The 26,523-nt window shown below is 65.8% G+C and carries 23 protein-coding genes and 1 tRNA gene; 10 read left to right on the top strand and 14 right to left on the bottom strand.

The genetic code is table 11. From position 1 onward, the window contains the following. Positions 1–53 precede the first annotated feature (53 nt). Together ACFWU5_RS25635 and ACFWU5_RS25630 are read left to right on the top strand one after the other, a co-directional pair. Positions 54–692 (top strand): helix-turn-helix domain-containing protein, encoded by a 639-nt coding sequence (locus tag ACFWU5_RS25635; RefSeq protein WP_379246333.1) that lies wholly within the window; start codon positions 54–56, stop codon positions 690–692. A 210-nt stretch (positions 693–902) separates the two neighbouring features. Then, positions 903–1,358, top strand: coding sequence for a helix-turn-helix domain-containing protein (locus ACFWU5_RS25630; protein WP_379246331.1), 456 nt, complete (start codon positions 903–905; stop codon positions 1,356–1,358). Here ACFWU5_RS25630 and ACFWU5_RS25625 read toward each other — a convergent pair. Together ACFWU5_RS25625 and ACFWU5_RS25620 are read right to left on the bottom strand one after the other, a co-directional pair. After that, positions 1,355–2,782, bottom strand: a complete 1,428-nt coding sequence (locus tag ACFWU5_RS25625; RefSeq protein ID WP_379269303.1) for a WS/DGAT domain-containing protein — start codon at positions 2,780–2,782, stop codon at positions 1,355–1,357. The genes ACFWU5_RS25630 and ACFWU5_RS25625 overlap by 4 nt on opposite strands. A 96-nt stretch (positions 2,783–2,878) precedes the next feature. Next, positions 2,879–3,088, bottom strand: a complete 210-nt coding sequence (locus ACFWU5_RS25620; RefSeq protein WP_379246327.1) for a DUF397 domain-containing protein — start codon at positions 3,086–3,088, stop codon at positions 2,879–2,881. Between the two features lie 422 nt (positions 3,089–3,510). Between ACFWU5_RS25620 and ACFWU5_RS25615 the strand changes: the two genes are divergently transcribed. Genes ACFWU5_RS25615 through ACFWU5_RS25605 form a run of 3 tightly spaced genes read left to right on the top strand, consistent with a single transcriptional unit; the run spans position 3,511 to position 5,758 of the window. Then, positions 3,511–3,996: a DUF309 domain-containing protein gene (locus ACFWU5_RS25615; protein WP_379269301.1), complete on the top strand. Its 486-nt coding sequence runs from the start codon at positions 3,511–3,513 to the stop codon at positions 3,994–3,996. Positions 3,997–4,006: 10 nt separating this feature from the next. After that, on the top strand, positions 4,007–4,987 hold the full coding sequence (gene gluQRS, locus ACFWU5_RS25610; protein WP_379246323.1) for a tRNA glutamyl-Q(34) synthetase GluQRS: 981 nt from the start codon (positions 4,007–4,009) through the stop codon (positions 4,985–4,987). 45 nt (positions 4,988–5,032) lie between these two features. Continuing rightward, the gene (locus ACFWU5_RS25605; protein WP_379269300.1) at positions 5,033–5,758 is read left to right on the top strand and encodes an RDD family protein; all 726 of its coding nucleotides are present in this window, start codon (positions 5,033–5,035) and stop codon (positions 5,756–5,758) included. Between the two features lie 107 nt (positions 5,759–5,865). On the opposite strand, the gene ACFWU5_RS25600 is transcribed toward ACFWU5_RS25605, so the two are convergent. Continuing rightward, positions 5,866–6,420, bottom strand: a complete 555-nt coding sequence (locus ACFWU5_RS25600; RefSeq protein WP_379269298.1) for a DUF4190 domain-containing protein — start codon at positions 6,418–6,420, stop codon at positions 5,866–5,868. Between the two features lie 62 nt (positions 6,421–6,482). Between ACFWU5_RS25600 and ACFWU5_RS25595 the strand changes: the two genes are divergently transcribed. After that, positions 6,483–7,256, top strand: coding sequence for a queuosine precursor transporter (locus ACFWU5_RS25595; protein ID WP_379269296.1), 774 nt, complete (start codon positions 6,483–6,485; stop codon positions 7,254–7,256). A gap of 28 nt (positions 7,257–7,284) precedes the next feature. On the opposite strand, the gene tgt is transcribed toward ACFWU5_RS25595, so the two are convergent. From tgt to ACFWU5_RS25570, 5 genes are all read right to left on the bottom strand, one after another. Beyond that, a complete protein-coding gene (tgt, locus tag ACFWU5_RS25590) occupies positions 7,285–8,538 on the bottom strand; it encodes a tRNA guanosine(34) transglycosylase Tgt (RefSeq protein WP_379269294.1) in 1,254 nt (417 codons plus the stop codon). Between the two features lie 49 nt (positions 8,539–8,587). After that, a complete protein-coding gene (locus ACFWU5_RS25585) occupies positions 8,588–10,492 on the bottom strand; it encodes an ABC transporter ATP-binding protein (protein WP_379269292.1) in 1,905 nt (634 codons plus the stop codon). Next, complete coding sequence (locus ACFWU5_RS25580; protein WP_379269291.1) at positions 10,489–12,222, bottom strand: ABC transporter ATP-binding protein; 1,734 nt, start codon at positions 12,220–12,222, stop codon at positions 10,489–10,491. The genes ACFWU5_RS25585 and ACFWU5_RS25580 overlap by 4 nt, the downstream gene beginning before the upstream one ends. Positions 12,223–12,306: 84 nt before the next feature. Continuing rightward, a complete protein-coding gene (locus tag ACFWU5_RS25575; RefSeq protein ID WP_379246309.1) occupies positions 12,307–12,783 on the bottom strand; it encodes an RrF2 family transcriptional regulator in 477 nt (158 codons plus the stop codon). Positions 12,784–12,792: 9 nt separating this feature from the next. After that, positions 12,793–13,386, bottom strand: a complete 594-nt coding sequence (locus tag ACFWU5_RS25570; RefSeq protein WP_379246307.1) for a TetR/AcrR family transcriptional regulator — start codon at positions 13,384–13,386, stop codon at positions 12,793–12,795. A 199-nt stretch (positions 13,387–13,585) separates the two neighbouring features. Between ACFWU5_RS25570 and ACFWU5_RS25565 the strand changes: the two genes are divergently transcribed. The 3 genes from ACFWU5_RS25565 to ACFWU5_RS25555 all read left to right on the top strand — a co-directional run bounded on the left by ACFWU5_RS25565 (position 13,586) and on the right by ACFWU5_RS25555 (position 19,877). After that, positions 13,586–15,883, top strand: a complete 2,298-nt coding sequence (locus ACFWU5_RS25565; RefSeq protein WP_379269290.1) for an MMPL family transporter — start codon at positions 13,586–13,588, stop codon at positions 15,881–15,883. Positions 15,884–16,049: 166 nt separating this feature from the next. Continuing rightward, complete coding sequence (locus ACFWU5_RS25560; RefSeq protein WP_379269288.1) at positions 16,050–18,338, top strand: MMPL family transporter; 2,289 nt, start codon at positions 16,050–16,052, stop codon at positions 18,336–18,338. 570 nt (positions 18,339–18,908) lie between these two features. Then, positions 18,909–19,877 (top strand): GlxA family transcriptional regulator, encoded by a 969-nt coding sequence (locus tag ACFWU5_RS25555; RefSeq protein WP_379269286.1) that lies wholly within the window; start codon positions 18,909–18,911, stop codon positions 19,875–19,877. 16 nt (positions 19,878–19,893) lie between these two features. Here the strand turns inward: ACFWU5_RS25555 and ACFWU5_RS25550 are convergent. The 3 genes from ACFWU5_RS25550 to ACFWU5_RS25540 form a co-directional block, all read right to left on the bottom strand. Beyond that, positions 19,894–19,984, bottom strand: a tRNA-Ser gene (locus ACFWU5_RS25550). Positions 19,985–20,030: 46 nt separating this feature from the next. Continuing rightward, positions 20,031–20,465, bottom strand: coding sequence for a nucleoside deaminase (locus ACFWU5_RS25545; RefSeq protein WP_379269318.1), 435 nt, complete (start codon positions 20,463–20,465; stop codon positions 20,031–20,033). 11 nt (positions 20,466–20,476) lie between these two features. Further along, positions 20,477–21,016 carry a tRNA adenosine deaminase-associated protein gene (locus ACFWU5_RS25540; protein ID WP_379269285.1) on the bottom strand — a complete coding sequence of 180 codons (540 nt, stop codon included), beginning with the start codon at positions 21,014–21,016 and terminating at the stop codon, positions 20,477–20,479. A gap of 58 nt (positions 21,017–21,074) precedes the next feature. On the opposite strand from ACFWU5_RS25540, the gene ACFWU5_RS25535 reads away from it, so the two are divergent. Beyond that, positions 21,075–22,022 (top strand): prephenate dehydrogenase, encoded by a 948-nt coding sequence (locus ACFWU5_RS25535; RefSeq protein ID WP_379269283.1) that lies wholly within the window; start codon positions 21,075–21,077, stop codon positions 22,020–22,022. Positions 22,023–22,122: 100 nt separating this feature from the next. Here the strand turns inward: ACFWU5_RS25535 and ACFWU5_RS25530 are convergent, their stop codons facing one another. From ACFWU5_RS25530 to ACFWU5_RS25520, 3 genes are read right to left on the bottom strand one after another with little or no spacing between them, the layout of a single operon-like run. Then, on the bottom strand, positions 22,123–22,740 hold the full coding sequence (locus tag ACFWU5_RS25530) for a putative glycolipid-binding domain-containing protein (protein ID WP_379246293.1): 618 nt from the start codon (positions 22,738–22,740) through the stop codon (positions 22,123–22,125). A gap of 49 nt (positions 22,741–22,789) precedes the next feature. Continuing rightward, a complete protein-coding gene (locus ACFWU5_RS25525) occupies positions 22,790–24,595 on the bottom strand; it encodes an ABC transporter ATP-binding protein (protein ID WP_379269316.1) in 1,806 nt (601 codons plus the stop codon). A gap of 44 nt (positions 24,596–24,639) precedes the next feature. Then, positions 24,640–26,388: an ABC transporter ATP-binding protein gene (locus tag ACFWU5_RS25520; protein WP_379269315.1), complete on the bottom strand. Its 1,749-nt coding sequence runs from the start codon at positions 26,386–26,388 to the stop codon at positions 24,640–24,642. Positions 26,389–26,523 lie beyond the last annotated feature (135 nt).

Here is a 26,523-nt window from a genome sequence, read left to right as displayed (position 1 = left end):
GGTGTGTCCAGCAGGGTGTGACGGGAGGGGCAGGCGATGGAGGCGATGACTGTATGAACACCGGGACGGGGAAGGTGATCCAGGAGCGGCGCAGGCTGCTCGGGCTGTCGCAGCCCGCACTGGCCACCGCGATCGGGGTGAGCTCGCGCCAGATCACCAGGTACGAGTCCGAGGAACAATCGCCGACGCTGCCGGTCGCGGTCCGCCTGGCCGACGCGCTGCAGGTGTCGCTGGCGGAGCTGGCCGGCATTGTGGACAACCGGGTCGACCTGGCCGGACGGTGGTGGGCAGCCTGGCAGAAACCGGCGAACCACCGCGACGAGGTCGAGGTAACGGCGGTGGACATCCGGCACGAAGGCGACCACCTCATGCTCGATTCCGCTGCCGAAACGCCTGTCGCCGAGGCGGATCCGACCACGCAGATGCGCGGCGAGATGCGCGTGTGGGACGGTGACGCGCTCACCGGCTGGGTGCGCGGCATGGACATCGCCTACCCGGTCGGCACCATCTACTACTCGCTGCATCCCCAAGGCGCTCACGCCGTCGGCTCGTGGACGACGAAGTCGGGCCCCGACGGCTTGTTGCGCGGCTGGAGTGTGCTCGCGCGGGAGAAGTCCGAAGCCGAGAAGCTGCTGGCGGAGATGTTGCGGACCGACGGCACTGTCGAATCGTGGCCGACGCGTCCGGCCTGACGTAGTAGGCGCCGGGTCAGCGCCCCGAACACGAACAGCCCCACGGCAATCCACGCGTAGATCTGCATCAGACCCTCCGAACTCGTCGTCGCTGACAAAGGTGGCGCGGTATGGTGTTCACGAAGCCGCCACGAAAAGTATGGTCGCCGTCAAGACCTTTTGGACAGCAAAAAGCGTCTACAAACGTCTACAGTTCTCTACGATGGGTCCATGTCCAGTCGGGGCGAGCAGGGGAACGGCATCGTCGGAGCTCGGTTGCGGCGATTGCGAGAAGAAGCGGGATTGTCGCTGGCGGCGTTGGCCACTCGCGTGCCGTACAGCAGGGCCGCGCTGGGTCACTACGAAACCGGTACGCGCGCGGCTACTTTCGAAGTGATCGCCTGGTACGAGCGTGTGCACGCGCAATCCGGTGTGCCGGTGATCCATCGACGCGATCCGCGCGCGGCCGATGCGGCACTGGCGGCGGCCATCGCGTCCGCGAATCGAAACGGTCCGCTGATCGAGATCGGGCGACCGCACGAGGGGGACAACGGGACTGGGTATTTCTGTCCGTTTCGGATCGTCGGGGTGATCGAAGGGGAAGCCGCCGGTACCGATGCGGCGACGGCCCTGCACTCGGCGTTGCTCGCGGTGGGCGCCGAACTGAATCGGGCGAAGTCGGCTTAGCGGTGGGCGGCGACGACGGTTTTCAGCGCGTGCGCGAGTAGTTGCAGGTAGCGGTCGGGATCTGGCACGACCTTCGGGTCGGAATGTACTGACAGCGTGATGGTTTCGCCGATGCCGTGGATGCCGTGGGTCAGGTGCATGACGGTGCCGAGCGCCGGAAAACCGCCGGTGAACAGCACAGGAGCGCCTGCGAGGGTGAGGTCGGTCGGGCCGCGGTAGACGCTGGAGACCACGGTGTTGCCGTCGAGGATCGCGGGGACGTTGTCCAGGTCGGCGTGCTGCACGTCGCGGGCTGCCAGGACCGACGGGACGGTTTCACCGACTCGATCCTGTGCGGACAGTAGGGGATTCAGTGCTCGCTCGCGGCGGGTAGTGAGATCGTCGGCGATGAGTTCCGCGCGAAGGCGCAGGTCGGGTTCGTCGATGTGCAGGTCGATGGACAGGCCGCGGTAGTTGTTGCGGGACGTGCTCTGCGTCGGGAGTGCCATCGGGAGCGCGGTGCCCAGACGTGCTGGGCGCTCGCCGTTTTCGGCGAGATAGTCGGACAAAGCTCGCGAAATCGCCGTCAGTGCAACAACAGTGACGGTTTTGCCGGGTATGCGGAAGTCGTCCGCATCGATGACAAGCATTCGCACGTCGCGGTCGACCACCGGCGATGTCGGGTTGAGCGCGCACGGTGCGAAACCCGTTGTGGGCGGCGGTACCTCACCGGTTGCGGTGAGCTCCGCCAGTTTCCGCTGCGCGAGGTAGGCGGCCCGCCCGCGCCACGCCGTGGTCACCACCTGCCGGGGAAACCGCAGCACTCCAAGCCATCTCGGATTTGCATGGTTCGCAATCCATCCACAGGTTTGTCCACAGGTATCCACAGGCTGTGCACGGGTTTTGGCTGGTCCGACCGGGGGCTTTGCCGAGTTATCCACAGACACACCGGGATGTGTGTGGACAACTGGGTCAGCCGCGGGCGCGAACAGCGCGCGAGCGATGGCGGCGGCGCGGGTGCCGTCGGCGAGCGCGTGCGAAAGTTGTAGCAGCACCACGACAACGGGCTCCGTGGACTGCGGTGCGTCACGAACCCTGCGGAAAACATGGATGCGCCAGGGGAATTCGGTCGCGTCGACGCCGGTTCCCAGAAGTTCGCCCATGCGGGTGAGCAGCAGGGGCCACGACAGCCCGTCGGGCTGGTGGTGCACGATTTGCTGGGACATGAATTCGGCCGGAACCCACCGCGGATAGGCGAGGTCGCCCGGTATCCGCTGGAGTCGAATCCGCAGATCGGGAATGTGTTCGACCCGCGCAGTGACGAACGCTCGCAGTTCATCAGCGGCGGTGTCGGTTTCGGCGAAACAGTAGAGCAGGAACACGTCGTTGGCGGTGCGGCGCGACAGCCAGAACATCGTCGCGTCCCGCGCGGCCATCGAGGTCATTGCGCCACGATAGGCCACCCCGCGTAGGTCCCTGAGAAGGCCCCGAGTCCGTATCGACCCGGGGCCGGTATTGCCCGCTCGAGGCGCATCAGCGGATCAGCCGCGTGCGAACTCTCCCGCGTTGACATCGGCTAGAAAGGCCTGCCACTGCCCTGGACCGAAGGCCAGCACGGGTCCACGGCCACGGTCCTTGGTGTCGCGAACGGCGATATCGCCGCCGGCGAGAAAGGCCACTTCGACGCAGTTCCCATCGGGTCCGCTGTAGGTGCTCTTCCGCCACACAGCGTCGGTCACATCAACTTTCACGGCACTTGCTCCTTTGGTTCATCGAGAAGAGGGAGAACTCCTGGATTCGTAACGAACATTGGCGATATCCGGCGCGACCGGTGAGTTACTTCGTGGCACACACGGCACTGCCACACGGCGCGCGCAACCGACCGGCACGAACCAGCTCATGGAGGTGTTTCCAGCTCCGGGGGCTGCCCCCGCGGAAGAAACACTAGCAGGTCTTCCGCAATGTTGCGGAAGAGAATTTGCTTTCTCATATCGTTTTGCCAACCTTGCGAAGCTTGCCGTTTGCGGAGGCATTGCCGGGGGTCCTTACCCATTCCCGAAGGGGGTCACACATCGGGATTTACTTCCATGTGATTGGTCCGTGATACGTCAAATTCTCGAGTACCTCAGCAGTCACATGCGCACCATCGGGCCCGGGCGTGGATCATGGAGGAATGATCTCCCGTGACCGTGACGCCGCAGGTCGTGCCCGTAGCGACCGCCCCCGCGATCGACTCGGCCGACCGCTGCCCCCGGGCAGTGTCGGAGTCGCCCGAATCCCCGACGACCTCGAGCTCGACCCCCAGCAAACTCTCACCTTCGCTCAGCAACTGCTGGACGACGGATTGGCTTTCAACGCCCACGAGGTATTGGAGGCGGCGTGGAAGAACGGGGCGGTTGCCGAGCGGATGCTCTGGCAGGGACTTGCCCAATATGCGGTGGGGCTCACGCACATTCAGCGCGGCAATGCCAAGGGCGCGGGTACCCTACTGCGCCGCGCGAGGCAGCGACTCGAGGCGTATCCGGCGAATGCCCAGCAGCACGATGTCGACCGCGCGGGGCTGATCGCGCACGCGCGGGAACTGGTCGACGCGCTCGACGCCGGTGAGTCCATCGACGAGCGGCGGTTGCGCACGCGGCTGTGTGTGACCCCCGCCTAGGATTCGCCAGGTGCCAACGAATTCGGACGGCCCGACCAGCCACAACGCGCCGACCACGTCGGGCCACGGCCCACGCGAGCGCCGAGGTGCGGGCCGCTACGCCCCGAGCCCGTCGGGGGAACTGCACGTGGGGAACTTGCGCACTGCGGTTCTCGCGTGGCTGTTCGCGCGAACTACGGGGCGCGAGTTCCTGATTCGCGTGGACAACCTGGATCGCGTGCGACCCGGTGCCGCGCAACGTCAGCTCGACGACCTCGCCGCGATCGGCATCGATTGGGACGGCCCCGTGGTCTATCAGTCCGATCGACTGCCTGTTTACGAGGCCGCCGTCGCCGAGCTCACCGCCGCCGGGCGTACCTACGAATGTTTCTGCACCAGAAGGGAAATCCAGCAGGCCGCCACCGCGCCACACGGGCCGATGGGTGCGTATCCCGGCACTTGCCGTGAGCTGACCGAGGCCCAGCGCGCGGAGCGGCGAGCCGAAGGACGTGTCGCCGCACTACGTTTGCGCGCCGACGTGACCGAATACGAGATCACCGATGCGCTGCACGGCCGATATCGCGGCGCCGTAGACGATTTGGTGTTGCGACGCGGCGACGGCATCCCGGCCTACAACCTCACCGTCGTGGTCGACGATGCCGCGCAGGGTGTTGACCAGGTGGTTCGCGGCGATGACTTGCTGCCATCGACCCCGCGCCAGGCCTACCTCGCCGCACTGCTCGGACTCACCGTTCCGACCTACGCGCACGTCCCGCTGGTGCTCAACGAAGAAGGCAAGCGACTGGCGAAACGTGATGGGGCCGTGAGTCTTTCGGATCAACTAGCCCTCGGCAACACACCCGAGGACGTGGTCGCGGCGATCGCGGATTCACTCGGCTACACCGCACGCACCACCGCCGCGCTGCGCGAAGTTTTCGACCCCGCACGCATCCCCACGAAACCATGGATACTCGAGCCCATCGGGTTGTTCCGACCCGAAGGATGTCCGTAACGTACGCATCGACCGATCTAGAAGATCAATACGAGGACTGAGATTATGACCAGCGGTGGTTACGAACCCAACCAGTACCCGCAGGGCGGTCAGCCCGGCGGCTACGGCCAGGACCCCTACGGCCAGCAGCAGCCGCAGCCCGGCTACGGCCAGCAGCAGCCTTACGGCCAGCCTGCGCACGGCGGGGCGCCCCAGCCCGGTTACGGACAGCCCGATCCCTACGGTCAGCAGCAGCCTGCTTACGGGCAGGATCCGTACGGTCAGCAGCAGCAGCAGTTCCCGCAGGGCGGATACGGTCAGCAGGGCGGGTACGGTCAGCAGGGCTTCGGCGGCGTGATGCCTGCCGACCTGGGAGTTCGCCTCGGCGCGCGCGTGATCGATGGCCTGATCATCGGCATCCCGATGTTCTTCGTGAACATGGCCATCAGCTTCGCGCTGCTGGACAGCCCGATCATGGCGGGCATCATTGTCTGGCTGATCATGGGCCTGGCGTATGTCGGCTACAACGTGGGCTTCGAAGTGACCCAGGGCACCACGATCGGCAAGAAGCTGCTCGGACTGCGCGTGCTCGCCCCTGGTGGCGCCCCGAAGCTCACCCCGGAAGCCTCGCTCAAGCGCAACATCTTCCTGGCTCCGCTGGTGGTCTACTGCCTCGGTGGTCTCGTCACCACCGGCCTGGCGATCTACATCGCGGTCACCATCAACAACGACCCGAACAAGCAGGGCTGGAACGACAAGTTCGCCGGCGGTACGCAGGTCGTCAAGGGCTGATGCTCTTCACCTGACGAAAACGTAAGGGGCGCTTCCGAATTCCGGAAGCGCCCCTTTTTCGTCGTTCGTGCCGACGCAAGTTGCGCGTCCGGCTCGCCCCGTCGCAACTATGACGACGAAGAGGTGCCTATGACGACGAAGAGGAATACGAAGTACAAGACCACAGCCAGTATCGACAGTGCGCCGATCCAGATTCCCGCAACTGCCAGCCCGCGACCTTCACCGCCACGCTCCTTGATCTGATTCACCCCGAGCACACCGAGAATGATCCCGACGATCGAGCCCAGGCCACAGGTGAACGGACCGACCAACGACGCGATCAAGGCACCGATCGCCAACCCGTTGGTGCCCTGCGGCTGCGGGTACTGCCCGTACGGCTGGTAACCCGCGCCCGGATACCCACCGTAAGCAGGCGGCTGCCCGTAAGCAGGCTGCTGCGGATACCCCGGCTGCTGGTACTGCGGCTGCGAAGGCTGCGGATACTGGGGCGTGGAGGGCGGCGCCGGCTGCTGCGAGTACTGCGGCGACGACGGATAGTTCGAAGGCTGCGACGGTTGCGCGGTCGGATGCTGCGGCACCGAACCCGGCGCGCCGGATTCCGGCGTCACACCGGAACCGCCGTACTGCTTCCACCACTCGTCGGAATCGCCAGGATTCGTCATACCGACAGCGTATTCCACAACCGCCCACCGTGACGCATCGTCAGCTTGGGAGAATAGGCCTCGTGACTGATGCAAACTCGCTCGAAAAAACTGCTCAATCTGGGCACCCCGCGCCGGACCATGCGGCATTCGCCCAGGTTGCGCGGGGGTTCTATCCGGTAATCGTCGCCGTTTTCACCGCGACGCTGATCATCTCCAACATCTGCGCCACCAAGGGCGTGGAGTTCTTCACCGACAGTTCGGTGATGTTGGGCCCGCTGCAGATCCTGCCGATCGCCACCGACGGTGCCTTCTTCCTGTTCCCCCTGGCCTACATCCTCGGCGACGTGCTGAGCGAGGTCTACGGCTTCCGCGCCACCCGCCACGCCATCTACACCGGCTTCGGCGCCCTGCTGCTGACCGTGGGCTGTTTCTATGTGGCCATCAACCTGCCCGCCGCGGGCTTCTACGAAAACCAGGAAGCCTTCCGCACGGTCCTCGGCACCACGCCCCAGTTGGTCCTGGCAGGCCTGGCCGGTTACTTCGTCGGCCAACTCCTGAACTCCGCCACCCTGGTCATGATCAAGGAACGGACCAAGGAAAAGCACCTGTGGGCGCGCCTGATCGGCTCCACGGTGGTGGGCGAGTTCGCCGACACCCTGATCTTCTGCTCGATCGCCGCCACCGCCATCGGCATCAACACCTGGCAGTCGTTCATCAACTACGTCATCGTGGGCTTCGTGTGGAAGACCCTGTGCGAGGTGTTGGTCATGCCGATCACCTACCGGTTGATCGCCGTCCTGAAGAAGACCGAACCGTCCTACGCTCCGGCGAAGGCCGCCGCCCTGCACGACTAGTGCGCCAGTGCGGGTGGCGGATCCAGCGCTACTCCCCCGGAACCTTGATCCGCCCCCGCCACTGCCCCAGGAACTCCTTCTTGAACTCGTCGAAGGTGCCGTCCTCGATGCTGGCCCTGATCCGATCCACGAGCCGAATCGTGTACCGCTCGTTGTGAATCGTGCACAGCGTGGCCGACAGCATCTCCTTCGCCTTGAACAGGTGATGCAGGTAGGCCCGGCTGTAATGCGCGCAGGTGTAGCAGTCGCACGTGTCGTCGATCGGCCGGAAATCGCGTTTGAACCGGGCGGTGTTGATGTTGAACCGGCCCTCGTCCACGTAGATCGCGGCGTTGCGGGCCACCCGCGACGGATTCACGCAGTCGAACGTGTCGGCCCCGTTCTCGATCGCGGTGAACATGTCCTCGGGCTCACTGATCCCCAGCATGTGCCGCGGTTTGGCCTCGGGCAGCTCGTCGCAGCACCACCCCACGATCGTGCCGAGGTTGTGCTTCTCCAGAGCCCCGCCGATGCCGTATCCGTCGAATCCTGTTCCGCCGGTTCCGCGAATCGTCTCCAACTCGCGACAAGCCTTGCGCCGCAAGTCTTCATACTGTGCGCCCTGGATCACTCCGAACAGTGCCTGGTACGGCCGGTGGCTGCGCAGGTCGGTCAGGCGCTCGTGCTCGTCGACGCACCGCTGCGCCCATTCGTGCGTGCGCTGCAACGACTTCTCTTGGTAGCCACGGGTATTCATCAAGGTGGTCAGCTCGTCGAAGGCGAACATGATGTCCGCGCCCAGCTGGTGCTGGATCCCCATCGACACCTCGGGGGTGAACCGATGCTTGGAACCGTCCAGGTGCGAGCGGAAGGTGACGCCGTCGTCGTCGACCGTGGCCAACCGCTCCTTGCCCGCCGCGATCACCTGATCAGACCGGACGCCCACGGCCTCCATGGCCAGCACCTTCTTGAACCCGACCCCCAGCGACATCACCTGGAACCCGCCGCTGTCGGTGAAGGTGGGCCCCGGCCAGTTCATGAACTTCCCGAGCCCACCGGCCTCGTCGACCACGTCGGACCCCGGCTGCAGGTACAGGTGGTAGGCGTTGGCCAGCAGCGCCTGCGCCCCGATCTCCTTCATCGTCTCCGGCAGCACGGCCTTCACCGACGCCTTGGTGCCCACCGGAATGAAAGCGGGCGTGGCGATCTCACCGTGCGGGGTGGAGATCACGCCGGTACGACCGTGCCGACCCCCGTCCAGTCGGGTGCCTACGTCAAAGGAGAACTCGCTGCGATCAGCCACCCGTCCATGTTGCCAGGCCCGCGATGACGGGCCTGAACTGGGCGTTGTATTACTGAGCCGCCGCGAACTGGGCGTTGTACAGGTCGTAGTAGGCCCCACGCTCGGCGAGTAATCGTTCGTGCGTCCCGTGTTCGACGATGCGGCCCTTGTCCATGACCACGATCAGATCCGCGTCGCGAATCGTCGAAAGCCGGTGCGCGATCACGAAACTGGTGCGGTCGCGACGCAAGGCCGCGGTCGCGTGCTGCACCAGGCACTCGGTGCGGGTATCGACCGAGCTGGTCGCCTCGTCCAGGATCAGGATCGATGGCTTGGCCAGGAACGCGCGCGCGATCGTGATCAGCTGCTTCTCGCCGGCACTGACACCCCCGCCCTCCTCGTCGATGACCGTGTCGTACCCGTTGGGCAGCGAGTGCACGAACCGGTCCACATACGCAGCCCGCGCCGCGGCGAGGATTTCCTCCTCCGAAGCGGTGGGGTTGCCGTAGGCGATGTTCTCGCGAATGGTGCCCTTGAACAGCCAGGTGTCCTGCAGCACCATGCCGATGCGCGAGCGCAGGTGGTCACGCGAGATGGTGGTGATGTCGATGTCGTCGATGGCGATGGTGCCCGCGTCGAGTTCGTAGAAGCGCATCAGCAGGTTCACCAGCGTGGTCTTGCCCGCACCGGTCGGCCCGACGATGGCCACCACGTGGCCCGGATCGGCGACCAGCGAAAGTCGTTCGATGACAGGCGATTCCGGGTCGTAGCCGAACGACACCGCCTCGAACTCCACCCGTCCACGGTCCACCGGACGCTTGTTCTCCACCAGCGGATCGGGGCTCTGTTCCTCGGCGTCGAGGATCTCGAAGATCCGCTCGGCCGAGGCCACGCCGGACTGCAGCAGGTTCGCCATCGCGCCGATCTGCGTCAACGGCTGACTGAACTGGCGCGAGTACTGGATGAACGCCTGCACCTCGCCCAGCGACAGGTTGCCCGTGGCCACCCGCAGTCCGCCGACCAGCGCGATGAACACGAAGTTCACGTTCCCGAGGAACATGATCGCGGGCATGATCAGCCCGGAGATGAACTGTGCTTTGAAGCTGGCGTCGTAGAGGTCCTGGTTGCGCTTGTCGAACTCCGCGCCGACCTCGCGGCCGCGGCCGAACGCGGTGATGATCTCGTGGCCGGTGTAGGCCTCTTCCACCGAGGAGTTCACTTCGCCGGTGTACTTCCACTGGTTGACGAAGTGCGGTTTGGAGCGCTTGGCGATCTGCGCGGTGACCACGATCGCGGCGGGCACGGTGAGCAGCGCGATCAGCGCCAGCAGCGGCGAGATCCAGAACATCATGATCAGGATGCCGATCACGGTGAACAGCGAGACCAGCAGCTGGCTCATGGTCTGCTGCAGGCTCTGCGAGACATTGTCGACGTCGTTGGTGACGCGGCTGAGTACGTCACCGCGCGGTGCGGTGTCGAAGTAGCGCAGCGGCAGGCGGTGCAGCTTCTGCTCCACCTCGTCGCGCAGGCGCTTCACGGTCCGGTTGATGACGATGTTGAGCAGGTACCCCTGCAACCAGCCGAACAGCGACGCGGCCACATACAGCGCGAGCACGATCATCAGCACCCGGCCCACAGCGTCGAAGTCGATCCCGGTGCCCGGAATCACATTCATCGCCGACAGCATGTCCGCGCGGGTGGTCTCGCCCTGGCGGCGCAGCAGCTCGACCGTCTGGTCCTTGGTCAGCCCCGGTTCGAGTTGTTTGCCCACGAAGCCGTCGAACACCAGGTTCGTGGCCTTGCCGAGCAGCCACGGGCCCAGCGTATTCAGCACCACCGACGTGATCACCAGCGCGACGATCACCCCGACCGTGAACTTCTCCGGAGCCAGCCTGCTCAGCAGTCGCTTCAGCGACGGGCGGAACGACTTGGCCTTCGTACCGGGAGCTCCGGGTACGGGTCCACCTGGCCTCATCGGGCTTCCTCCGCGCTCAGTTGGGACTCGACGATCTCGCGGTACTCCGAGCAGCGCTGCATCAAGTGGTCATGGGTGCCGATGCCCACCATCGCGCCGTCTTCGAGGACGACGATCTGGTCGGCATCGCGAATGGTCTGAATGCGCTGGGCCACGATGATCACCGAGGCATCGGCGGTTTCGGGCTTCAGCGCGGCGCGCAGGCGGGCGTCGGTGGCCACGTCCAGCGCGGAGAACGAGTCGTCGAACAGGAAGATCCGCGGCTTGCGCACCAGCGCCCGCGCGATACACAACCGCTGCCGCTGACCACCCGACACCGTGGTGCCGCCCTGGGCGACCGGAGTGTCCAGACCCTGCGGCATCTCCCGCACGAAATCGGCCGCCTGGGCCACCTCGAGCGCGTGCCACAGTTCTTCGTCGGTGGCGTCGGGCTTGCCGTAGCGCAGGTTCGTGGCGATCGTTCCGGAGAACAGGTACGCCTTCTGCGGCACCAATCCGATTCCGCTGCGCAACAATTCGAGGTCCAGGTGTCGCACGTCGGTGCCGCCCACGTAGACCGCACCGTCGGTGACGTCGATCAGGCGCGGGATCAGGTTGATCAGCGTGGTTTTGCCGGAACCGGTCGAACCGACAACGGCAGTGGTCGTGCCGGGCGTGGTCTGGAAGCGGATCCCGCGCAGCACCGGCTTCTCCGCACCCGGATACGCGAATTCCGCGTACTGCATGTCGACCGTGGCCGGGTCACCCTTGAACGGCTGCGGCAGTCGCGGCGGACGCACCGATGACTCGGTCTCGAGCACCGCCCCGATCCGATCCGCGGACACCGCAGCGCGGGGCGCCATCATCGCCAGGAACGAGGCCATCATCACGGCCATCAGGATCTGCATGACGTACGACAGCATCGCGGTGAGCGAGCCGATCTGCATCGTGCCGTTGTCGACATGGTGTCCGCCGAACCAGATCACCCCGACCGCGGTCAGATTGCTGATCAACATCACGGTCGGGAACATCAGCGCCATCAGCTTGCCCACCCGCAGCGACGCGTCGGTCAGCGCGGTGTTGGCCATGCCGAAACGCCAGATCTCCTGCCGTTCGCGCACGAACGCGCGCACCACCCGGATGCCGGTGATCTGCTCGCGCATCACCCGGTTCACTCCGTCGATGCGTTCCTGCATCTGCCGGAACCCCGGCACCATCCTGGCCACGATCGTGCCCATCGACAGCGCCAGCGCCGGCACCGCGATCAACAGCAACCACGACAGTCCCAGATCCTCGCGCAGCGCCATGATCACGCCACCCACGCACATGATCGGCGCCATCACCAGGATGGTCACCGACATCACGATCAGCAGCTGGACCTGCGAAATGTCATTGGTCGAGCGGGTGATCAGCGAGGGCGCGCCGAACATCCCGACCTCCCTGGCCGAGAACGTCTCCACCCGGTGCAGCACGCCACCGCGCATGTCCCGGCCCGCCCCCATCGCGGCCTGCGCGCCGAAGTACACCGAGGCCGACGAGGCCACGATCTGCACGCAACTCACCGCCAACATCCACAGGCCGGTGGTCCAGATGAAGCCGATGTCGCCCTTGGTGACACCGTCGTCGATCAGGTCGGCGTTGAGGCTCGGGAGATAGAGCATCGCGATAACCGAGATCAGCTGGAGGACCAGCACAGCCGCCAATTGGGGCCGGTAGGGGGTGAGGTAGGTCCTCAGCAGGGTGATCAACATGATGGGTCGAAGGCTACCGCGCGCAGGTCACCGACGCCGCGCACTTTTGCCCACCCTGTGGATAACTTCGCGCCTGTGGATAACTCAGGCACCCGCAGGTGTACGGGGTTCGCGACGCACCCATGCGCCGGGGTCAGCGACCAATTCTCCGATGAAACCCGGCAGTGCGTCGGCGGCGATATCGGCAATCGAAACGTTCTCCAGCACCGCGCGAATATTTACTCGCAGCGCGATCCACACCTGCTGCAACGGTTCCGCCGCACCGGGATATCGCACATCCTCCGGCCGCTGCCCGCGCACCGACGCCAGCGGCGATTCCACCGCGCGGATCACATCGGCCACCGAGATCTCCGCCGCGGGCCGACCCAGCCGATACCCGCCGTCAGGCCCACGCCTGCTCAGCACGAGGTCCGCGCGGCGCAGTTCGGCCAGCACGGTCTCGAGCACTTTCGGGGGGATCTGTGCGGCGGCGGCGATGGCCTCGGACTTGACGACTCCATCGGCCGCGGCGAGTTCGAGCAGCGTTCGCACCGCGTAATCGACCCTGGCGGTGATATGCACAGGTCGAACTTACGCGGTCCCGCACGCGGTCAGGACACAGGTAGCCGCGTCGAGCAGGGTCTTCTCGACCACCTCGTCGGTGGCGTCGGGCGTCAGCTCCGAGGACAGCAGTGCCACGCCGAGCACCTCGATGGCCGCGGCCGCGCGCAGCATCGACGCCGTGGTCGGTTCGGGCCCGGCCAGCCATAACCGCAGCTCACGGGTGGGTTCCATCAGATCGGGATAGCGATCGGCGATGGCGTTGACCACCGCGGCGGTATCGCGCACACACAGCGCACCGGCGTCGCGGTGGCGGATCATGCCGCGCAGATAGGTGCGAAGGACCGCGCGGATCCCCTCATCGTCGTACGGGACGGCGTCGATGTCCTCGACGATCTCGCGCATGTGATCGATGATCGGATCGATGATCGCCAGCAGCAGATCCAGCTTCGAGGCGTAGTGGTAGTACAGCGATGCCTTCGTGATTCCCACCACATCCGCGACCTCGCGCAGGCTCGTCTGCTCGAAACCTTTGGCGGAGAACAGCGCGACGGCGGCGTCACGAATCGCCTGTTTGGTGCCGCCACCTGCGGTGACGGTATCGGCGATGTCTCGGGCGGGCATGGCGGCAATCCTCCCATGAATGTGCGTTGTACATAAGCAGCCCCAAAAATTGAGGTTGCTCCTCCACTTCCTTCCTCGGTAGTCTACCTACCGCACGGTAGGCAGAAAACGATGTAGTGGAGGCGGGTCCGGCAGGGGCGGCCCGCAAGTGCTGTCTACGAGCCCTATCCCACCCGTTCTTCGCGCTAGGAGCACCCGCGTGTCCGTATACCTGTACAGATGGGGAAAGTTCGCTTTCCGCCGTAAATGGATCGTCTTGCCGGTCTGGCTGTTGCTGTTCGTGATCCTGAGCGGACTCGGCTTCACGCTGGCCAAGCCGATGTCCAACGACTTCTCCATGCCCGAGCTACCGTCGGCCCGCGCCAACGAGATCCTCGACAAGCACTTCGAAGGCATGTCCAAGCAGTTCTCGATGGACGCCGTCACCGGCACCTACGTGCTGGGCGCGCCGGAGGGACAGAAGCTCACCGACCCGGCCAACCGTGCCGCGATCGACGCGTTCATCGCGAAGCTCAACGAGCTCGACATCGTCGATCACGCCGAGAAGCCGGTCAGCCCGGTCGAACTCACCGACAAGATGGGCTGCCTGAGCAACCCGGACCCGTCGAAGTGCTCGTCCGCGCCGCTGAACGTGTTGAGCCAGACCGCACCCGACACCGTCGGCGTGCTCAGCGTCCCGTTCACCATCGCCACCATCACCGACGTGACCGATGCCCAGCGTGACGCCGCGTTCGACGTCGGCGCGCAGGCCCGCGAGGCAGGCCTGACCGTCGAGCTCAGCGGTTCGATCGCGATGAAGCAGGAACAGCCAAGCGGCAAGTCCGAGATGATCGGCATGGGTGTCGCGCTGATCGTGATGGTCGTGGCCTTCGGCGCGCTGGTCGCCGCGGTCGTCCCGATCGTCACCGCCATCGTGGGCCTCGGTGCCGCGACCTCGGTGATCATGCTCGGCACGTCAGTGATGGAGGTGCCCAGCTTCACCACCTTCCTGGCCTCGATGATCGGTATCGCGCTGTCGATCGACTACGCGCTGTTCATCGTGTCCCGGTACAAACACGAACTGTCCGTGCGTGATTCGGCCGAGGAAGCCGCCGGTACCGCCCTCGGCACCGCCGGTTCGGCCGTGGTGTTCGCCGGTCTCACCGTCATCATCGCGCTGGGTGCTCTCGGCATCGTCGGCGTGGAGTTCCTGACCTTCATGGGTCTGGGTGGCGCCATCGCGGCGGCGTTCGCGGTGCTCACCGCGGTCACGCTGATGCCCGCGCTGATGGGCGCGTTCGGCAAGTACCTGTTCAAGCCGAAGCTGCCGCTGGTCGCGCAGCACGATCCCGACGACGACACGTCCGTCACCAACGGTCAGCGGTTCGCCAAGCTGATCGCCAAGGCACCGTGGGTCGCGCTGATCCTGTCGGTGGTCGTGCTCGGTGCGCTGGCCGCACCCGCCGCCGGTCTGAACCTGGGCCTGCCCGGTGACGACAGCATGCCGAAGACCTCCACCATCCGTAAGGCCTACGACCTGCGCACCGAAGGCTTCGGCGAGGGCAGCAACGGCGTGCTCATGGTCGCCGCGGACCTGAGCGCGACACCCGAGGCTGAGCGCGAAGCCGCAGTGGGCGCACTGCGCGCCAAGCTCGAGTCCTACGAGGGCATGGATTACGTCACCGAGCCGATGTGGAGCGAGGACAAGCAGGGCGCCATGCTCAACGGCGTGCCGAAGTCCGGTCCCAACAACCAGGACACCAAGGATCTGGTCGCCGAGGCACGTGGCGCGGAAGCCGATCTGAACGCGAAGTACGGCATGGCGTACGGCATCACGGGCACCACCGCCATCTACGCCGATGTCGACCATGTGCTGCTCAGCAAGATCGTGCCGTACCTGGCGATCGTGGCCGGTGCCGCGTTCATCCTGCTGATCCTGGTGTTCCGCTCGATCCTGGTCCCGCTCACCGCGGCCCTCGGCTTCCTGCTCTCGATGGCGGCCACCTTCGGTGCGACCGTGCTGATCTTCCAGGAGGGCGCGTTCGGCCTGATCTCCGATCCGCAACCGCTGGTCAGCTTCCTGCCGATCATGTTGATCGGCTTGGTATTCGGTCTGGCGATGGACTACCAGGTGTTCCTAGTGACCCGCATGCGCGAGGAATTCGTGCACGGTAAGTCGCCCAAGGACGCGATGGTCGCGGGCTACCACCACGGTGCCCGCGTGGTCACCTCCGCGGCGATCATCATGATCTCGGTGTTCGGTTCCTTCATCATGGAAACCGACGTCACCGCGAAGTCGTTCGGTTTCGCGCTGGCCGCCGGTGTGGCGATCGACGCGTTCATCGTGCGCATGGTGATCGTGCCCGCGCTGCTGGTGATCATGGGCAAGTGGTCGTGGTGGATGCCGAAGTGGCTGGACCGCATCGTGCCCGATATCGACGTCGAGGGCGCCAAGCTCGAGCAGTTGCGCGCCGAGAAGACCGTGACGATGGAGAAGCAGCCGGTTCCGGTCAGCTGATTTCCTCCAGAGACGACCCCGCAGTCCGCTACCGGATTGCGGGGTCGTCTCGTTTTCGGTGTTCGTGCTGTTCCGGTGCTTGATATCGGGGTTGCTGGGCAGCAGACTCAAGGGTTAGTTCGACCGGAAGATCCGCGCTGCGCACCGATCCTCGAGGAGAACAACCGTGTCCATCTACCTGTACCGGTGGGGCAAGCTCGCGTTCCGCCGCAAATGGATCGTGCTGCCTGTCTGGTTGCTGCTGTTCATGGTGCTGGCGGGGTTGGGCTCCTCGTTGCAAAAGCCGATGACCGACGACTTCAGCATGCCGAACCTGCCCTCCGAACGCGCCACCGACATCCTGGACAAGCACTTCCCCGGCATGTCGGAGGCGTTCGCCTTCGACGCGGTGACCGGCACGTATGTCGTGGGCGCCCCCGCCGGGCAGAAGCTCACCGACCCGGCCAACCGCGAGGCGTTGAAAGGGTTGATCGACCGACTCGGCCAACTCGACATCGTCGACCACGCGAAACCCATCGAGGACCCGATCGCCGCCACCGAGGAAATGGGCTGTCTCACAGCACAACCCGACCCCTCCACCTGCAGCGCCGCACCCCTGAACGTGCTGAACAAGACCGCGCCCGACACCGTCGCGTTCTTCAGCGTCCCGTTCACGATCAAGGAATTCGCCGACATCACCGCCGACGAACGCGAAGCCGCCTACAAGGCAGGCGATTCCGCGCGCGCGGCCGGACTGACCGTCGAGATCAGCGGCACCATCGCCATGGAACAGGAAATGCCCAGCGGCAAGGCCGAATTGATCGGCATGGGCGTGGCGCTGGTGGTGATGATCGTGGCGTTCGGCGCGATCGTTGCCGCGTTCGTGCCGATCATCACCGCGATCGTGGGTCTGGGTGCGGCGACGTCGCTGATCTTCCTGTCCACCTCGTTCGTCTCGGTGCCCAGTTTCACCACGTTCCTGGCCTCGATGATCGGCATCGCACTGTCGATCGACTACGCGCTGTTCATCGTGTCGAGGTACAAACACGAACTGCACGTCCAGGATTCACCCGAGGAAGCGGCCGGAACCGCGCTGGGCACGGCGGGTTCGGCGGTGGTGTTCGCCGGGCTCACGGTGATCATCGCGCTGGTCGGGCTCAGCATCGTCGGGGTCAGGTTCCTGACCTTCATGGGCTTGGGTGGCGCGATCGCGGCCGCGTTCGCCGTGCTCACCGCCATCACCCTGATGCCCGCGCTGCTCGGCGCGTTCGGCAAGTACCTGTTCAAGCCGAAGCTGCCGCTGATCGCCCAGCAGGATCCCGAGGACGACAACGTCGTCACCAACGGCACCCGCGTGGCTCGGGTGATCGCCAAGTTCCCGGCGATCACGATGCTGCTGGCCATCCTGGTGCTCGGCCTGCTCGCCGCGCCCGCGCTGAACCTGAACCTCGGCCTGCCCGGCGAGGACAGCCTGCCCAAGACCACCACCGTCCGCAAGGCCTATGACCTGCGCACACAGGGCTTCGGCGAGGGCAGCAACGGCGTGCTGCAGGTGGCCGTCGACCTCAGCGACACGCCCGCCGATCAACGCCCCGCGGCACTGACCGCCCTACGCGAAAAGCTGCAGTCGTACCCCGACATGGACCTGGTCACCGAACCCCAGATGAGCAAGGACGGGGCGGGCGCGCTGATCAACGGCATACCCAAGACCGGTCCCAACGCCCAGTCGACCAAGGATCTGGTGCAGTCCGCGCGCGACGCGGAATCCTCGCTGAACGAGCAGTACAAGATGACGTACGGCATCACCGGCACCACCGCGATCTACGCCGATATCGACCATGTGCTGCTGAGCAAGATCGTGCCGTACATGGCGATCGTGGCGGGCGCGGCATTCATCCTGCTCATCCTGGTATTCCGGTCGATCCTCGTCCCGCTCACCGCCGCACTCGGCTTCCTGCTGTCGATGGCGGCCACGTTCGGCGCGACCGTGCTGATCTTTCAGGAGGGCAAGCTCGGGCTGATCGAAGACCCACACCCGCTGGTCAGCTTCCTACCGATCATGCTGATCGGCTTGGTCTTCGGTCTGGCGATGGACTACCAGGTGTTCCTGGTGACCCGCATGCGCGAGGAATACGTGCACGGCGCCGACCCCACCCAGGCGGTGATCAAGGGCTACCACCACGGCGCGCGCGTGGTGACCTCGGCGGCGATCATCATGATCTCGGTGTTCGGTTCGTTCCTGCTCGAATCCGACCCCACCGCCAAATCCATGGGCTTCGCGCTGGCAGCGGGCGTGGCCCTGGACGCGTTCGTGGTCCGCATGGTGCTCATCCCGGCTTTGCTTGTGCTGCTGGGCAAATGGGCATGGTGGATGCCGAAGTGGCTGGACCGCATCGTGCCCGATATCGACGTCGAGGGCACCCGGTTGTTGGAGATCCAGGCCGAACGACGAGCGATCGCCCCACCGCAAGGCTGAGTTCCGATGGCCGGGGAGCCCAGGTTCCCCGGCTATTGACTCGGTTGCGGCACTTGGCATTCCGTCACGCGCGGATTCAACCCGACATAGTTCGCAGGCCCCGCCGCAGCGGTGACCGCGATCGTCGCCCAGTCCGAACACTCCCGCGGCAACTGAGCGAAATGATGCCGCTGGCCAGCAGCAAGCAGCCCCACCGCAACCCAGCCCAACACCAAAAGCACCACAAGCTTTCCCCCGAGCCCGATCCCGGACTTCGCGGGTGGCGGCTGTCGCCCGCGCATAAACATCGTTCCTTCCCGGATTCGGTGTAACCCAGTCTATTACGCGAGACCGACACCGCAGGTCGGACGAGGTGAATACCCGACGACAGATCGCTACCGAGTTCTCCGCGCACCCGCGCACGGTGTCTCGCGGCGAGCGGCGGTGGGTGGGCGGATGCCGTGCCTGATCGCGTTCGCGGCGTGGATCCCGATGGCAAAGTCCTTCAGTCGCTTCAACATAGCTCTATGGTCCGACTTCCGCGCCACCGGGAGAAGTGGCGCATATGACGACTACCGCTAAGATTTAGACATGAGTTCCGTATCCGTGCTGGCCTATGACGGGATGACGGCGTTCGAAACCGGCATCGTCGTCGAGGTGTTCGGCCTGACCTGGTCCGATATCGACCAGCCCTGGTACGACCTGAAGATCTGCACGGAAACCCCCGACCCCATCCGCGTGATCGGCGGCGCGACCCTGACCAGCCCCTACGGCCTGGCGGAGTTCGCCGCGGCCGACACGGTCGTGGTCCCCAGCGTCGCCGACCCCCGCGCACAGACCTCACCGGAATTGATCGATGCGTTGAACCTGGCGCACAGCAACGGATCCCGGATCGTGTCGATCTGTTCGGGCGCCTTCGCCCTGGCCGCCGCAGGCCTGCTCGACGGCCGCCGAGCCACCACCCACTGGCGCTACGCCGACCTGCTGCGTCAGCGCTACCCCCTGGTCGAGGTCGACCCAGAACCCCTCTACACCGACGAAGGCGACATCCTCACCAGCGCAGGCTGCGCCGCGGGCCTCGACCTGGCCCTGCACCTGGTCCGCACCGACCTGGGCGCGGCCGTGGCCAACGCCGTCGCCCGCCGCCTGGTCATCCAACCCCACCGCACCGGCGGCCAAGCCCAATACATCGAGTCGCCGCTGCCCCCCGAACCCCTCGACGCCCCCATCGCCCGCAGCCTCTCCTGGGCCCTGGAACATCTCGCCGATCCCCTAGGCATACCGGACCTGGCTCGCGTGGCAGGCCTGTCCCCCCGCACTTACCTGCGCCACTTCACCCGCGAAACCGGCTCCACCCCCAGTAAATGGCTCACCGCCCAACGCATCCAGGCCGCCCTGGCAATGCTGGAAACCACCGACGCCCCCATCGAGGAAATAGCCACCGCCGCCGGCTTCGCCACCCCGGTCACCTTCCGCCACCATTTCGCGAAGGCGGTCCGCACCTCCCCGTCGGCCTACCGCCGCACCTTTCAGACAAGAAAAAGCCCCTCACCTGCGTGAACAGGTGAGGGGCTCTTGGCGGTGGCGGAGGGATTTGAACCCTCGGAGGGGGGTTACCCCTCACACGCTTTCGAGGCGTGCTCCTTAGGCCGCTCGGACACGCCACCGCCGACTACGGTACCGGAATGGGTCGGGGATTGTTAAATCGGCTGGTCAGCGCTGGTTTTTGAAGAAGGTGTCGAGCAGGGTGACGCAGTCTTGTTCGAGGATGCCGCCGCGGACCTGGGGGCGGTGGTTGAGGCGGCGGTCGCGCACCACGTCCCACAGGGAGCCGACGGCGCCGGTTTTGGGTTCCCAGGCGCCGAACACGACCTTGCCGACGCGGGCCAGGACCAACGCGCCCGCGCACATGGTGCACGGTTCGAGGGTGACGGCCAGGGTCGCGTCTTCCAGGCGCCAGCCGTCGCCGTGGACCGCGGCCGCTTTGCGCAGGGCCAGGACCTCGGCGTGGGCGGTGGGGTCGCCCAGTGCCTCTCTGGCGTTGGTGGCGCGGGCCAGTTCGCGGCCGTGGGCGTCGAAGACGACGGCGCCGACCGGCACATCGCGCGGGTCGGCGTCGGCTGCGGCCGCTAGAGCGGCGCGCATCATGTCTTCGTCGGTCACCTGGGCAATTTGTCCAGGGCCGCGGCGAATTCGTCGGCGAAACCGAGGCGCTGGGCGATCATGCCGAGCTGCTCGTCGGGGTAGAGATCGGTCTCGGCGATGATCACGCTCAGGACCGGTTCGGGCAGGCCTAGATCGGCCAGCACGCCGAGGTCGCCCTCTTCCCACGGTTCGACATCGTCGAGGTCGTCGGGGTCGATATCGGGGATCTCGACATTGAGCGCGTCGAGAACATCGGCGGCCAGGTCGTAGTCGATCGCGGCGGTGGCGTCGGAAACCAGCAGACGGGTGCCGCTGGGCGCGGGACGCAACACCACGAAGAACTCATCGTCGACGTCGATCATCCCGAATACCGCGCCTGAGCTGCGCAAACTCTTCAGTTCGGTCTCGGCGGCGGAGAGGTCGTGCAAGGCATCGTTGCTCAGCGGGCTGACCCGCCACGTGCCTTCTTCGCGGACCACGGCCACTGCGAACCCTTCGACGTCGAAGTCGTCATCCGACGTCGCCCTGTTCGTGCCCGAGCGCTGTGCTGCCATGAACCAAACGGTAGTCTGTCCGACCCCTAATGATGAACTCGTGTGCCAATCTGTTCGCATGAAAATCGACCAGCGTGGGGCTGTCTGCGTCCTGGGAACCGGCCTGATCGGTGGTTCGCTGCTGCGCGCGGCCGTGGGGGCAGGATATGCGGCGTTCGGGTACAACCGGTCGGAATCGGGGGTGGTCGCGGCGCGGGCGGACGGATTCGACGTGTCGGGGGACCTGGTCGAGGTGCTGCGCCGGGCCGCGGAGGTGGACGCGTTGGTGGTGATCGCGGTGCCGATGCCTGCGGTGGATTTCGTGCTGGGCGAGATCGCCGCGCATGCGTCCGGGTGTGCGCTGACCGATGTGGTGAGTGTGAAGGGGCCGGTGTTGGACGCGGTGCGTGAGCATGGGCTCGAGGGGTTGTATGTGGGTGGGCATCCGATGGCAGGGACGTCCGAATCTGGTTGGGCTGCAACGGATTCCATGCTGTTTCGCGGTGCTGTATGGGCTGTCGGGGTAGACGAGGGCACGCGGGTGGAACCGTGGTCGCGGGTGGTGCGGCTGGCTTTGGATTGTGGGTCCGTGGTGGTTCCGGTGGTTGCGTCCGAGCATGATCAGGCGGTCGCTCGGATCTCGCATCTGCCGCATGTGTTGGCGGAAACGTTGGCCGCGTCGGGGGCCGCCGGTGGGAAGTTGGCGCTCGGTCTGGCGGCTGGATCTTTCCGGGATGGGACCCGTGTGGCCGGTACTGCGCCCGACCTCGTGCGGGCTATTTGCGAACCGAATGCGACCGCGTTGGGGCGGGTGCTCGACGAGGCGATCGAGACACTGGTCACTGCGCGGGAATGCCTGCGTGCGCAGGGGTCGCTGCGCGGCCTTGTCGAGACGGGTTATCGCGGGCGCACCGCTTACGACGAGCGTGCGAGCTGGGATATCACGGGTGTTATCCCAGGGTCGGACGATTGGCTGGGCGAACTGCAACGCGCGGGTCGCGACGGTGGAGTGCTGCGCGCGATCTGAACCCGCCTGCGGTCGGCCGCGACGCGAGATGAGCGCGACGCCAACATTCGGCCGATTGTGCAGCGTGGCCGTATCACCTTGTGCGCGATCAGCTTCGAGATCAGACGCGCTCGGCCAACCCCGGGTAGTCCAGGACGAAACCTTCCGGATCGACTTTCAGCGTCGCGCTCGACACCGGCGACAGGACGTTGATCCCGTCGGCCGCGCTCGAATAGGTCAGCTCGGCTTCCTGCACCAGCAGGTCGGGCAGCCGCACGTAAACGACCGGGACCTGCACGTCGCCGACGGCGTTCTGCAGGCTGAACCGGCGAATCGGCAGCGTGTTGAAGAACGGGCTCAGCACCACGTCGACATCGAGCGCGCCGCCGAAAGTGGAGCGCACGTGGGTGCCGCCCGCATCCACGAGCCAGTAGTTCTCGTCGTCGCGCGAAATCGAGGCGTGACGTTCACCGGCCGCGGTGGTGGTGCGCAGCGACAGCCTCCGCGTGGCGCCCGCTTCATCGGTGACCAGGTCGTACGACGCGCTGAACGCCGGGTGTTCGTCGCCGGCGCTGCCGATCAATCGCCCGGCTGCCCTGATCCGATTGCCGTTCAGCGTCACGCGCACCGATTCCATGCGGGTGTTGTCGTGGGCACGCCAGGTGAGCACCGAAGGCCACCGCGACGGCGGTTTGATCTCGGTGGGGCCGTCGGCCGGGCCCGGGGCTGGGGTCGTCACCTCTCTACGGTAAGCGACACCGGCCCCGGCGCTACACAACACGGGCGCTTCACACCAGCGAATCCCGCCACGCCGCGTGCAATCCGGCGAAGCGTCCCTGGCCGGCGATCAACTCGGCGGGCGAACCGTCTTCGACGATCCGGCCGCCGTGCAGCACCAGCACCCGGTCGGCAATGGCCACCGTCGACAGTCGGTGCGCGATGATCACGGCCGTGCGGTCGCGTAACAGGGTCTCGAGCGCGTGCTGAACCAGCCGCTCACCGGGGATATCCAGGCTGGAAGTGGCCTCGTCGAGCACGATCACCGCCGGATCGGCCAGGAACACCCGCGCGAACGCCACCAACTGCCGCTGCCCCGCCGAGAGTCTGCCGCCGCGGGTTCGCACGTCGGTGTCGTACCCGTCGGGCAGCCCGCGCACGAACGCGTCCAACCCGACCGCCCGCGCGGCCGCGGTGACTTCGGCGTCGGTCGCGTCGGGCCTGCCAAGGCGGATGTTGTCGGCGATGGTGCCCGAGAACAGGTAGGCCTCCTGCGTGACCATCACCACGTGCCTGCGTAACTCGGTGTCGGCCAGTTCGCGCAGGTCGACGCCGTCGAGCGTGATGACGCCGCCGCTGGGGTCGTAGAACCGGGTGAGCAGTTTCGCCAACGTCGACTTGCCCGCACCGGTGGCCCCGACCAGCGCCACCACCTGCCCGGCCGGAATCGCCAGGTCGAATTCGGGCAGCACCTCGGTGTCGTTGTAGCCGAACCAGACCTTGTTCATGCGCACCGCGCCGGTCGCACGTTCGAGCTCGACCGGGTGCTCGGGTTCGGCGACGGCCGGTTCTTCCTCGAGCACACCGGAGATCTTCTCCAGCGCCGCCGCGGCGGATTGGTAGGAGTTGAACACCTGCGCGAGTTCGTCGAGCGGTCCGTAGAACTGGTCGAGGTACAGCAGGTACGCGGCCAGCACACCGATCGCGAGGTTGCCCTCCATCACCTGCCAGGCGCCGACCAGCAGCACGACCACGGTGGTGGCCTTGCCGACGAAGTTCGTCAGCCCGACGTAGTCGCCCATCCCACGGATCGCGGTGATGACCGCCCGCCGGTACTCGGCGTCCTCGGCATCGAGCACGTCGGAGTTGCGCTGTTCGCGACGAAACGCCTGCACCGCGCGCATACCGCTCATCGATTCGACGAACTGCACGACCACCCGCGCGATCGCGCCGCGCGATCGTCGGTAGCCGGCCCGTTGACGCCGCTGCGCCCACCGGGTGACCAACACCAGCGGCACGAACCCCAGCAGCACGATCGCGGCGAGCAGCGGGTCGAGCCAGATCAGCAGCGCCGCGATGGTCACCACCGAGATCACCGCGCTCAACGCCTGATTCAGCGCACCCTCGAGCAGCTTGTGCAGGGAGTCGATATCGCTGGTGAGTCGGGTGACGACCTTGCCCGAGGTGTAGTTCTCGTGGAACGACACACTCAACCGCTGGGTGTGCTGGAACGCCCGCACCCGCAGGTCGAACAGCACCCGCTGACTCAGCGATCCCGAAGCCCGCAGGAACACGAACGTTGTGACCCCCGACAGCAGTGTCACCGCGACGAAACCGCCGACCGTGGTGATCATCGGGGTCCAATTGCCTTGGCGGCCTTGGCTGATCCCACGATCGAGCCCGTAGGCGATGAACAGCGGAAGCGATACTTTCGCGGCGTTGTCGAGCAGGATCAGCAGGAATGTGAAGATCGCCTGCTTGCGGTAGGGCCGCACCAGATCCAGCAGCAGTCGGCGAGAACGCGCGGCCAGCACCAGGTTTCCGGTGCCGGTGACGGTGTCGTCTTCCTTCGCGATGCCACGCCAGTCGGCTTCCATGTCCGCATCCGGTTGCGGCACAGCGGGTTCCGATGTCACGGTGCTCACGCTTGCCCTCCCATCAGTTCGCGGTAATGACTGCTGGTGCGCAACAACTTCTCGTGTGGTCCTTCGGCGACGATCCGTCCGTCGACCAGCAGCGCGACCCGATCGGCCAGTGCCGCGGTGGACGGGCGATGCGCGACCAACAGCGTGGTGGCGCCGGACAGCACCGAACGCAGCCGTTCCTGCACTCGCTCTTCGGTTTCCACGTCCAATGCCGAGAGCGGATCGTCGAGGACCATGATGCGGCCGGTGGCTTCGGTGTCGCCGGTGAGCACAGCCCGCGCCAGCGCCAGCCGCTGGCGTTGCCCGCCGGACAGACTCATCCCCTGCTCGCCGATCCGAGTGTCCAGACCCCACGGCAACGCGTCGACGAATTCGCTCGCCTGGGCGATATCGAGTGCTTGCCGCACGTCGTCATCGGTGGCGTGCGGGTCGCCCAATGCCACGTTCTCGCGCACGCTGGCCGAAAACAGCACCGGCTCTTCGAAAGCCACCGTCACCACCCGGCGCAGCTCGGCTAATCGCAGGGTGGCGATGTCGATCCCGTCGATGGTGATGCTGCCGTCGGTCACATCGTGCAGCCGAGGGATCAGCTCGAGCAGCGCGGTCTTGCCGCTTCCCGTCGCACCGACGAGCGCAACTGTCTCGCCCGGCCTGATCCGCAGCGAAACCCCTTCCAGTACAGCCTTTTCCTGCCCATCGCCGGTAACCGGGTAGGCGAAGCGGACACCGTCGATAACTAGTTCTCCGCGCAGCGCGGCGGGCAGAACGGCCGGCTTCGGCGGGTCGGTGATGTCCAGTGGCGTGTCGATGATTTCCCAGAACCGATCCGCGGCGGTGCGCGCCTCGAACAGTTCCGCGAGCAGGAAACCCAGCCAGATGATCGGCCACTGCAGAAACGTAGCCAGCGCGATACTGGCGACCAGGGTGCCCATAGTCATCGACCCCTGCACCACCGCGTAACCGCCCACACCCAGCGACAACGCGATCGAGATGGTCGGCAAGGTCACCAACGCCGCCCACAGCGTGGCGTCCAAGCGGACTTTCACCATCTCGGTGCGTTGCAGTTCGCGCGACAGTGCGGTGAATCGCGCACCGAAGAACCGTCCACGACCCAGTGCCTTGAGTACACGCACGCCCTGGGCCGATTCCTGCGCGATGGTGGCGAGGTCGCCGGACTGGTCTTGGGAACGCCGCGACGCGGTCTCGAACCGGCGCACGAACCGCGCGCAGAACAGCGTGAGCGGCAGTGAGGTGACCGTGAAGATCAGTCCCACTTGCCAATTCATCGCGAACAATACGATGAGACCGGTCGGCATGATCACGCTGTTCACGATCAGGAACGGGCCGACGAACGCGACGAACTGACCCATCACCACCAGATCGTCGATGGCGCGCGACAGCAGCTGACCCGACTGCCAGCCGTCATGCCGTCCGATCGACAGGGCTTGCAGTTTCGCGAACAGCTTTGCGCGCATGGTGGTTTCGAAGGTCACCGCGGGCTTGGACACCAGCCAACGCCTGCCCCACATCCCGAACGATTCCAGCGATCCGAGCAGGAAAACCAACCCCACCGGCACCAACAGACCCGCGAAATCGCGGCGCGCGATCGGCCCGTCGATCACCCGCGCGATCACCAACGGAATCGCGATCGCCGTGCTCGCGGTGACGATCGCCAACAGGTTCGCCGCGATCAACGGCACCCGAAACGGCCGCAGGAACGGCAGAAATCGCCACAGCGGCCGCATTCCCCCACCCGACCGCGGCACACGCCGCTGAGTTCTGTCGGCCTCCGATTCGGCGGCCGCCAACTCCGATGTGACAGACAAAACTCCCCCTTGATGCCCGGCTGGCTGGTTGATTTCCGGAACGGACCCAAGATG

It is taken from the genome of Nocardia sp. NPDC058640 (genome assembly GCF_042716995.1).
GTDB lineage: Bacteria > Actinomycetota > Actinomycetes > Mycobacteriales > Mycobacteriaceae > Nocardia.
Note: the sequence above shows the minus strand (reverse complement) of the source record. Positions and strands in the feature narration are given on the sequence as shown.

What these genes read in the sequence shown, in the direction of transcription:
- ACFWU5_RS25605 (WP_379269300.1), top strand. Translation starts at nt 5,033, where the DNA reads ATGACCAGCGGTGGTTACGAACCCAACCAGTACCCGCAGGGCGGTCAG.
- ACFWU5_RS25525 (WP_379269316.1), bottom strand. Translation starts at nt 24,595, where the DNA reads ATGGAAGCCGACTGGCGTGGCATCGCGAAGGAAGACGACACCGTCACC.
- ACFWU5_RS25600 (WP_379269298.1), bottom strand. Translation starts at nt 6,420, where the DNA reads ATGACGAATCCTGGCGATTCCGACGAGTGGTGGAAGCAGTACGGCGGT.
- ACFWU5_RS25555 (WP_379269286.1), top strand. Translation starts at nt 18,909, where the DNA reads ATGAGTTCCGTATCCGTGCTGGCCTATGACGGGATGACGGCGTTCGAA.
- ACFWU5_RS25625 (WP_379269303.1), bottom strand. Translation starts at nt 2,782, where the DNA reads ATGACCTCGATGGCCGCGCGGGACGCGACGATGTTCTGGCTGTCGCGC.
- ACFWU5_RS25520 (WP_379269315.1), bottom strand. Translation starts at nt 26,388, where the DNA reads ATGCGGCCGCTGTGGCGATTTCTGCCGTTCCTGCGGCCGTTTCGGGTG.
- ACFWU5_RS25635 (WP_379246333.1), top strand. Translation starts at nt 54, where the DNA reads ATGAACACCGGGACGGGGAAGGTGATCCAGGAGCGGCGCAGGCTGCTC.
- ACFWU5_RS25585 (WP_379269292.1), bottom strand. Translation starts at nt 10,492, where the DNA reads ATGAGGCCAGGTGGACCCGTACCCGGAGCTCCCGGTACGAAGGCCAAG.
- ACFWU5_RS25545 (WP_379269318.1), bottom strand. Translation starts at nt 20,465, where the DNA reads ATGATGCGCGCCGCTCTAGCGGCCGCAGCCGACGCCGACCCGCGCGAT.
- ACFWU5_RS25540 (WP_379269285.1), bottom strand. Translation starts at nt 21,016, where the DNA reads ATGGCAGCACAGCGCTCGGGCACGAACAGGGCGACGTCGGATGACGAC.
- ACFWU5_RS25535 (WP_379269283.1), top strand. Translation starts at nt 21,075, where the DNA reads ATGAAAATCGACCAGCGTGGGGCTGTCTGCGTCCTGGGAACCGGCCTG.
- ACFWU5_RS25615 (WP_379269301.1), top strand. Translation starts at nt 3,511, where the DNA reads ATGATCTCCCGTGACCGTGACGCCGCAGGTCGTGCCCGTAGCGACCGC.
- ACFWU5_RS25630 (WP_379246331.1), top strand. Translation starts at nt 903, where the DNA reads ATGTCCAGTCGGGGCGAGCAGGGGAACGGCATCGTCGGAGCTCGGTTG.
- ACFWU5_RS25580 (WP_379269291.1), bottom strand. Translation starts at nt 12,222, where the DNA reads ATGTTGATCACCCTGCTGAGGACCTACCTCACCCCCTACCGGCCCCAA.
- ACFWU5_RS25570 (WP_379246307.1), bottom strand. Translation starts at nt 13,386, where the DNA reads ATGCCCGCCCGAGACATCGCCGATACCGTCACCGCAGGTGGCGGCACC.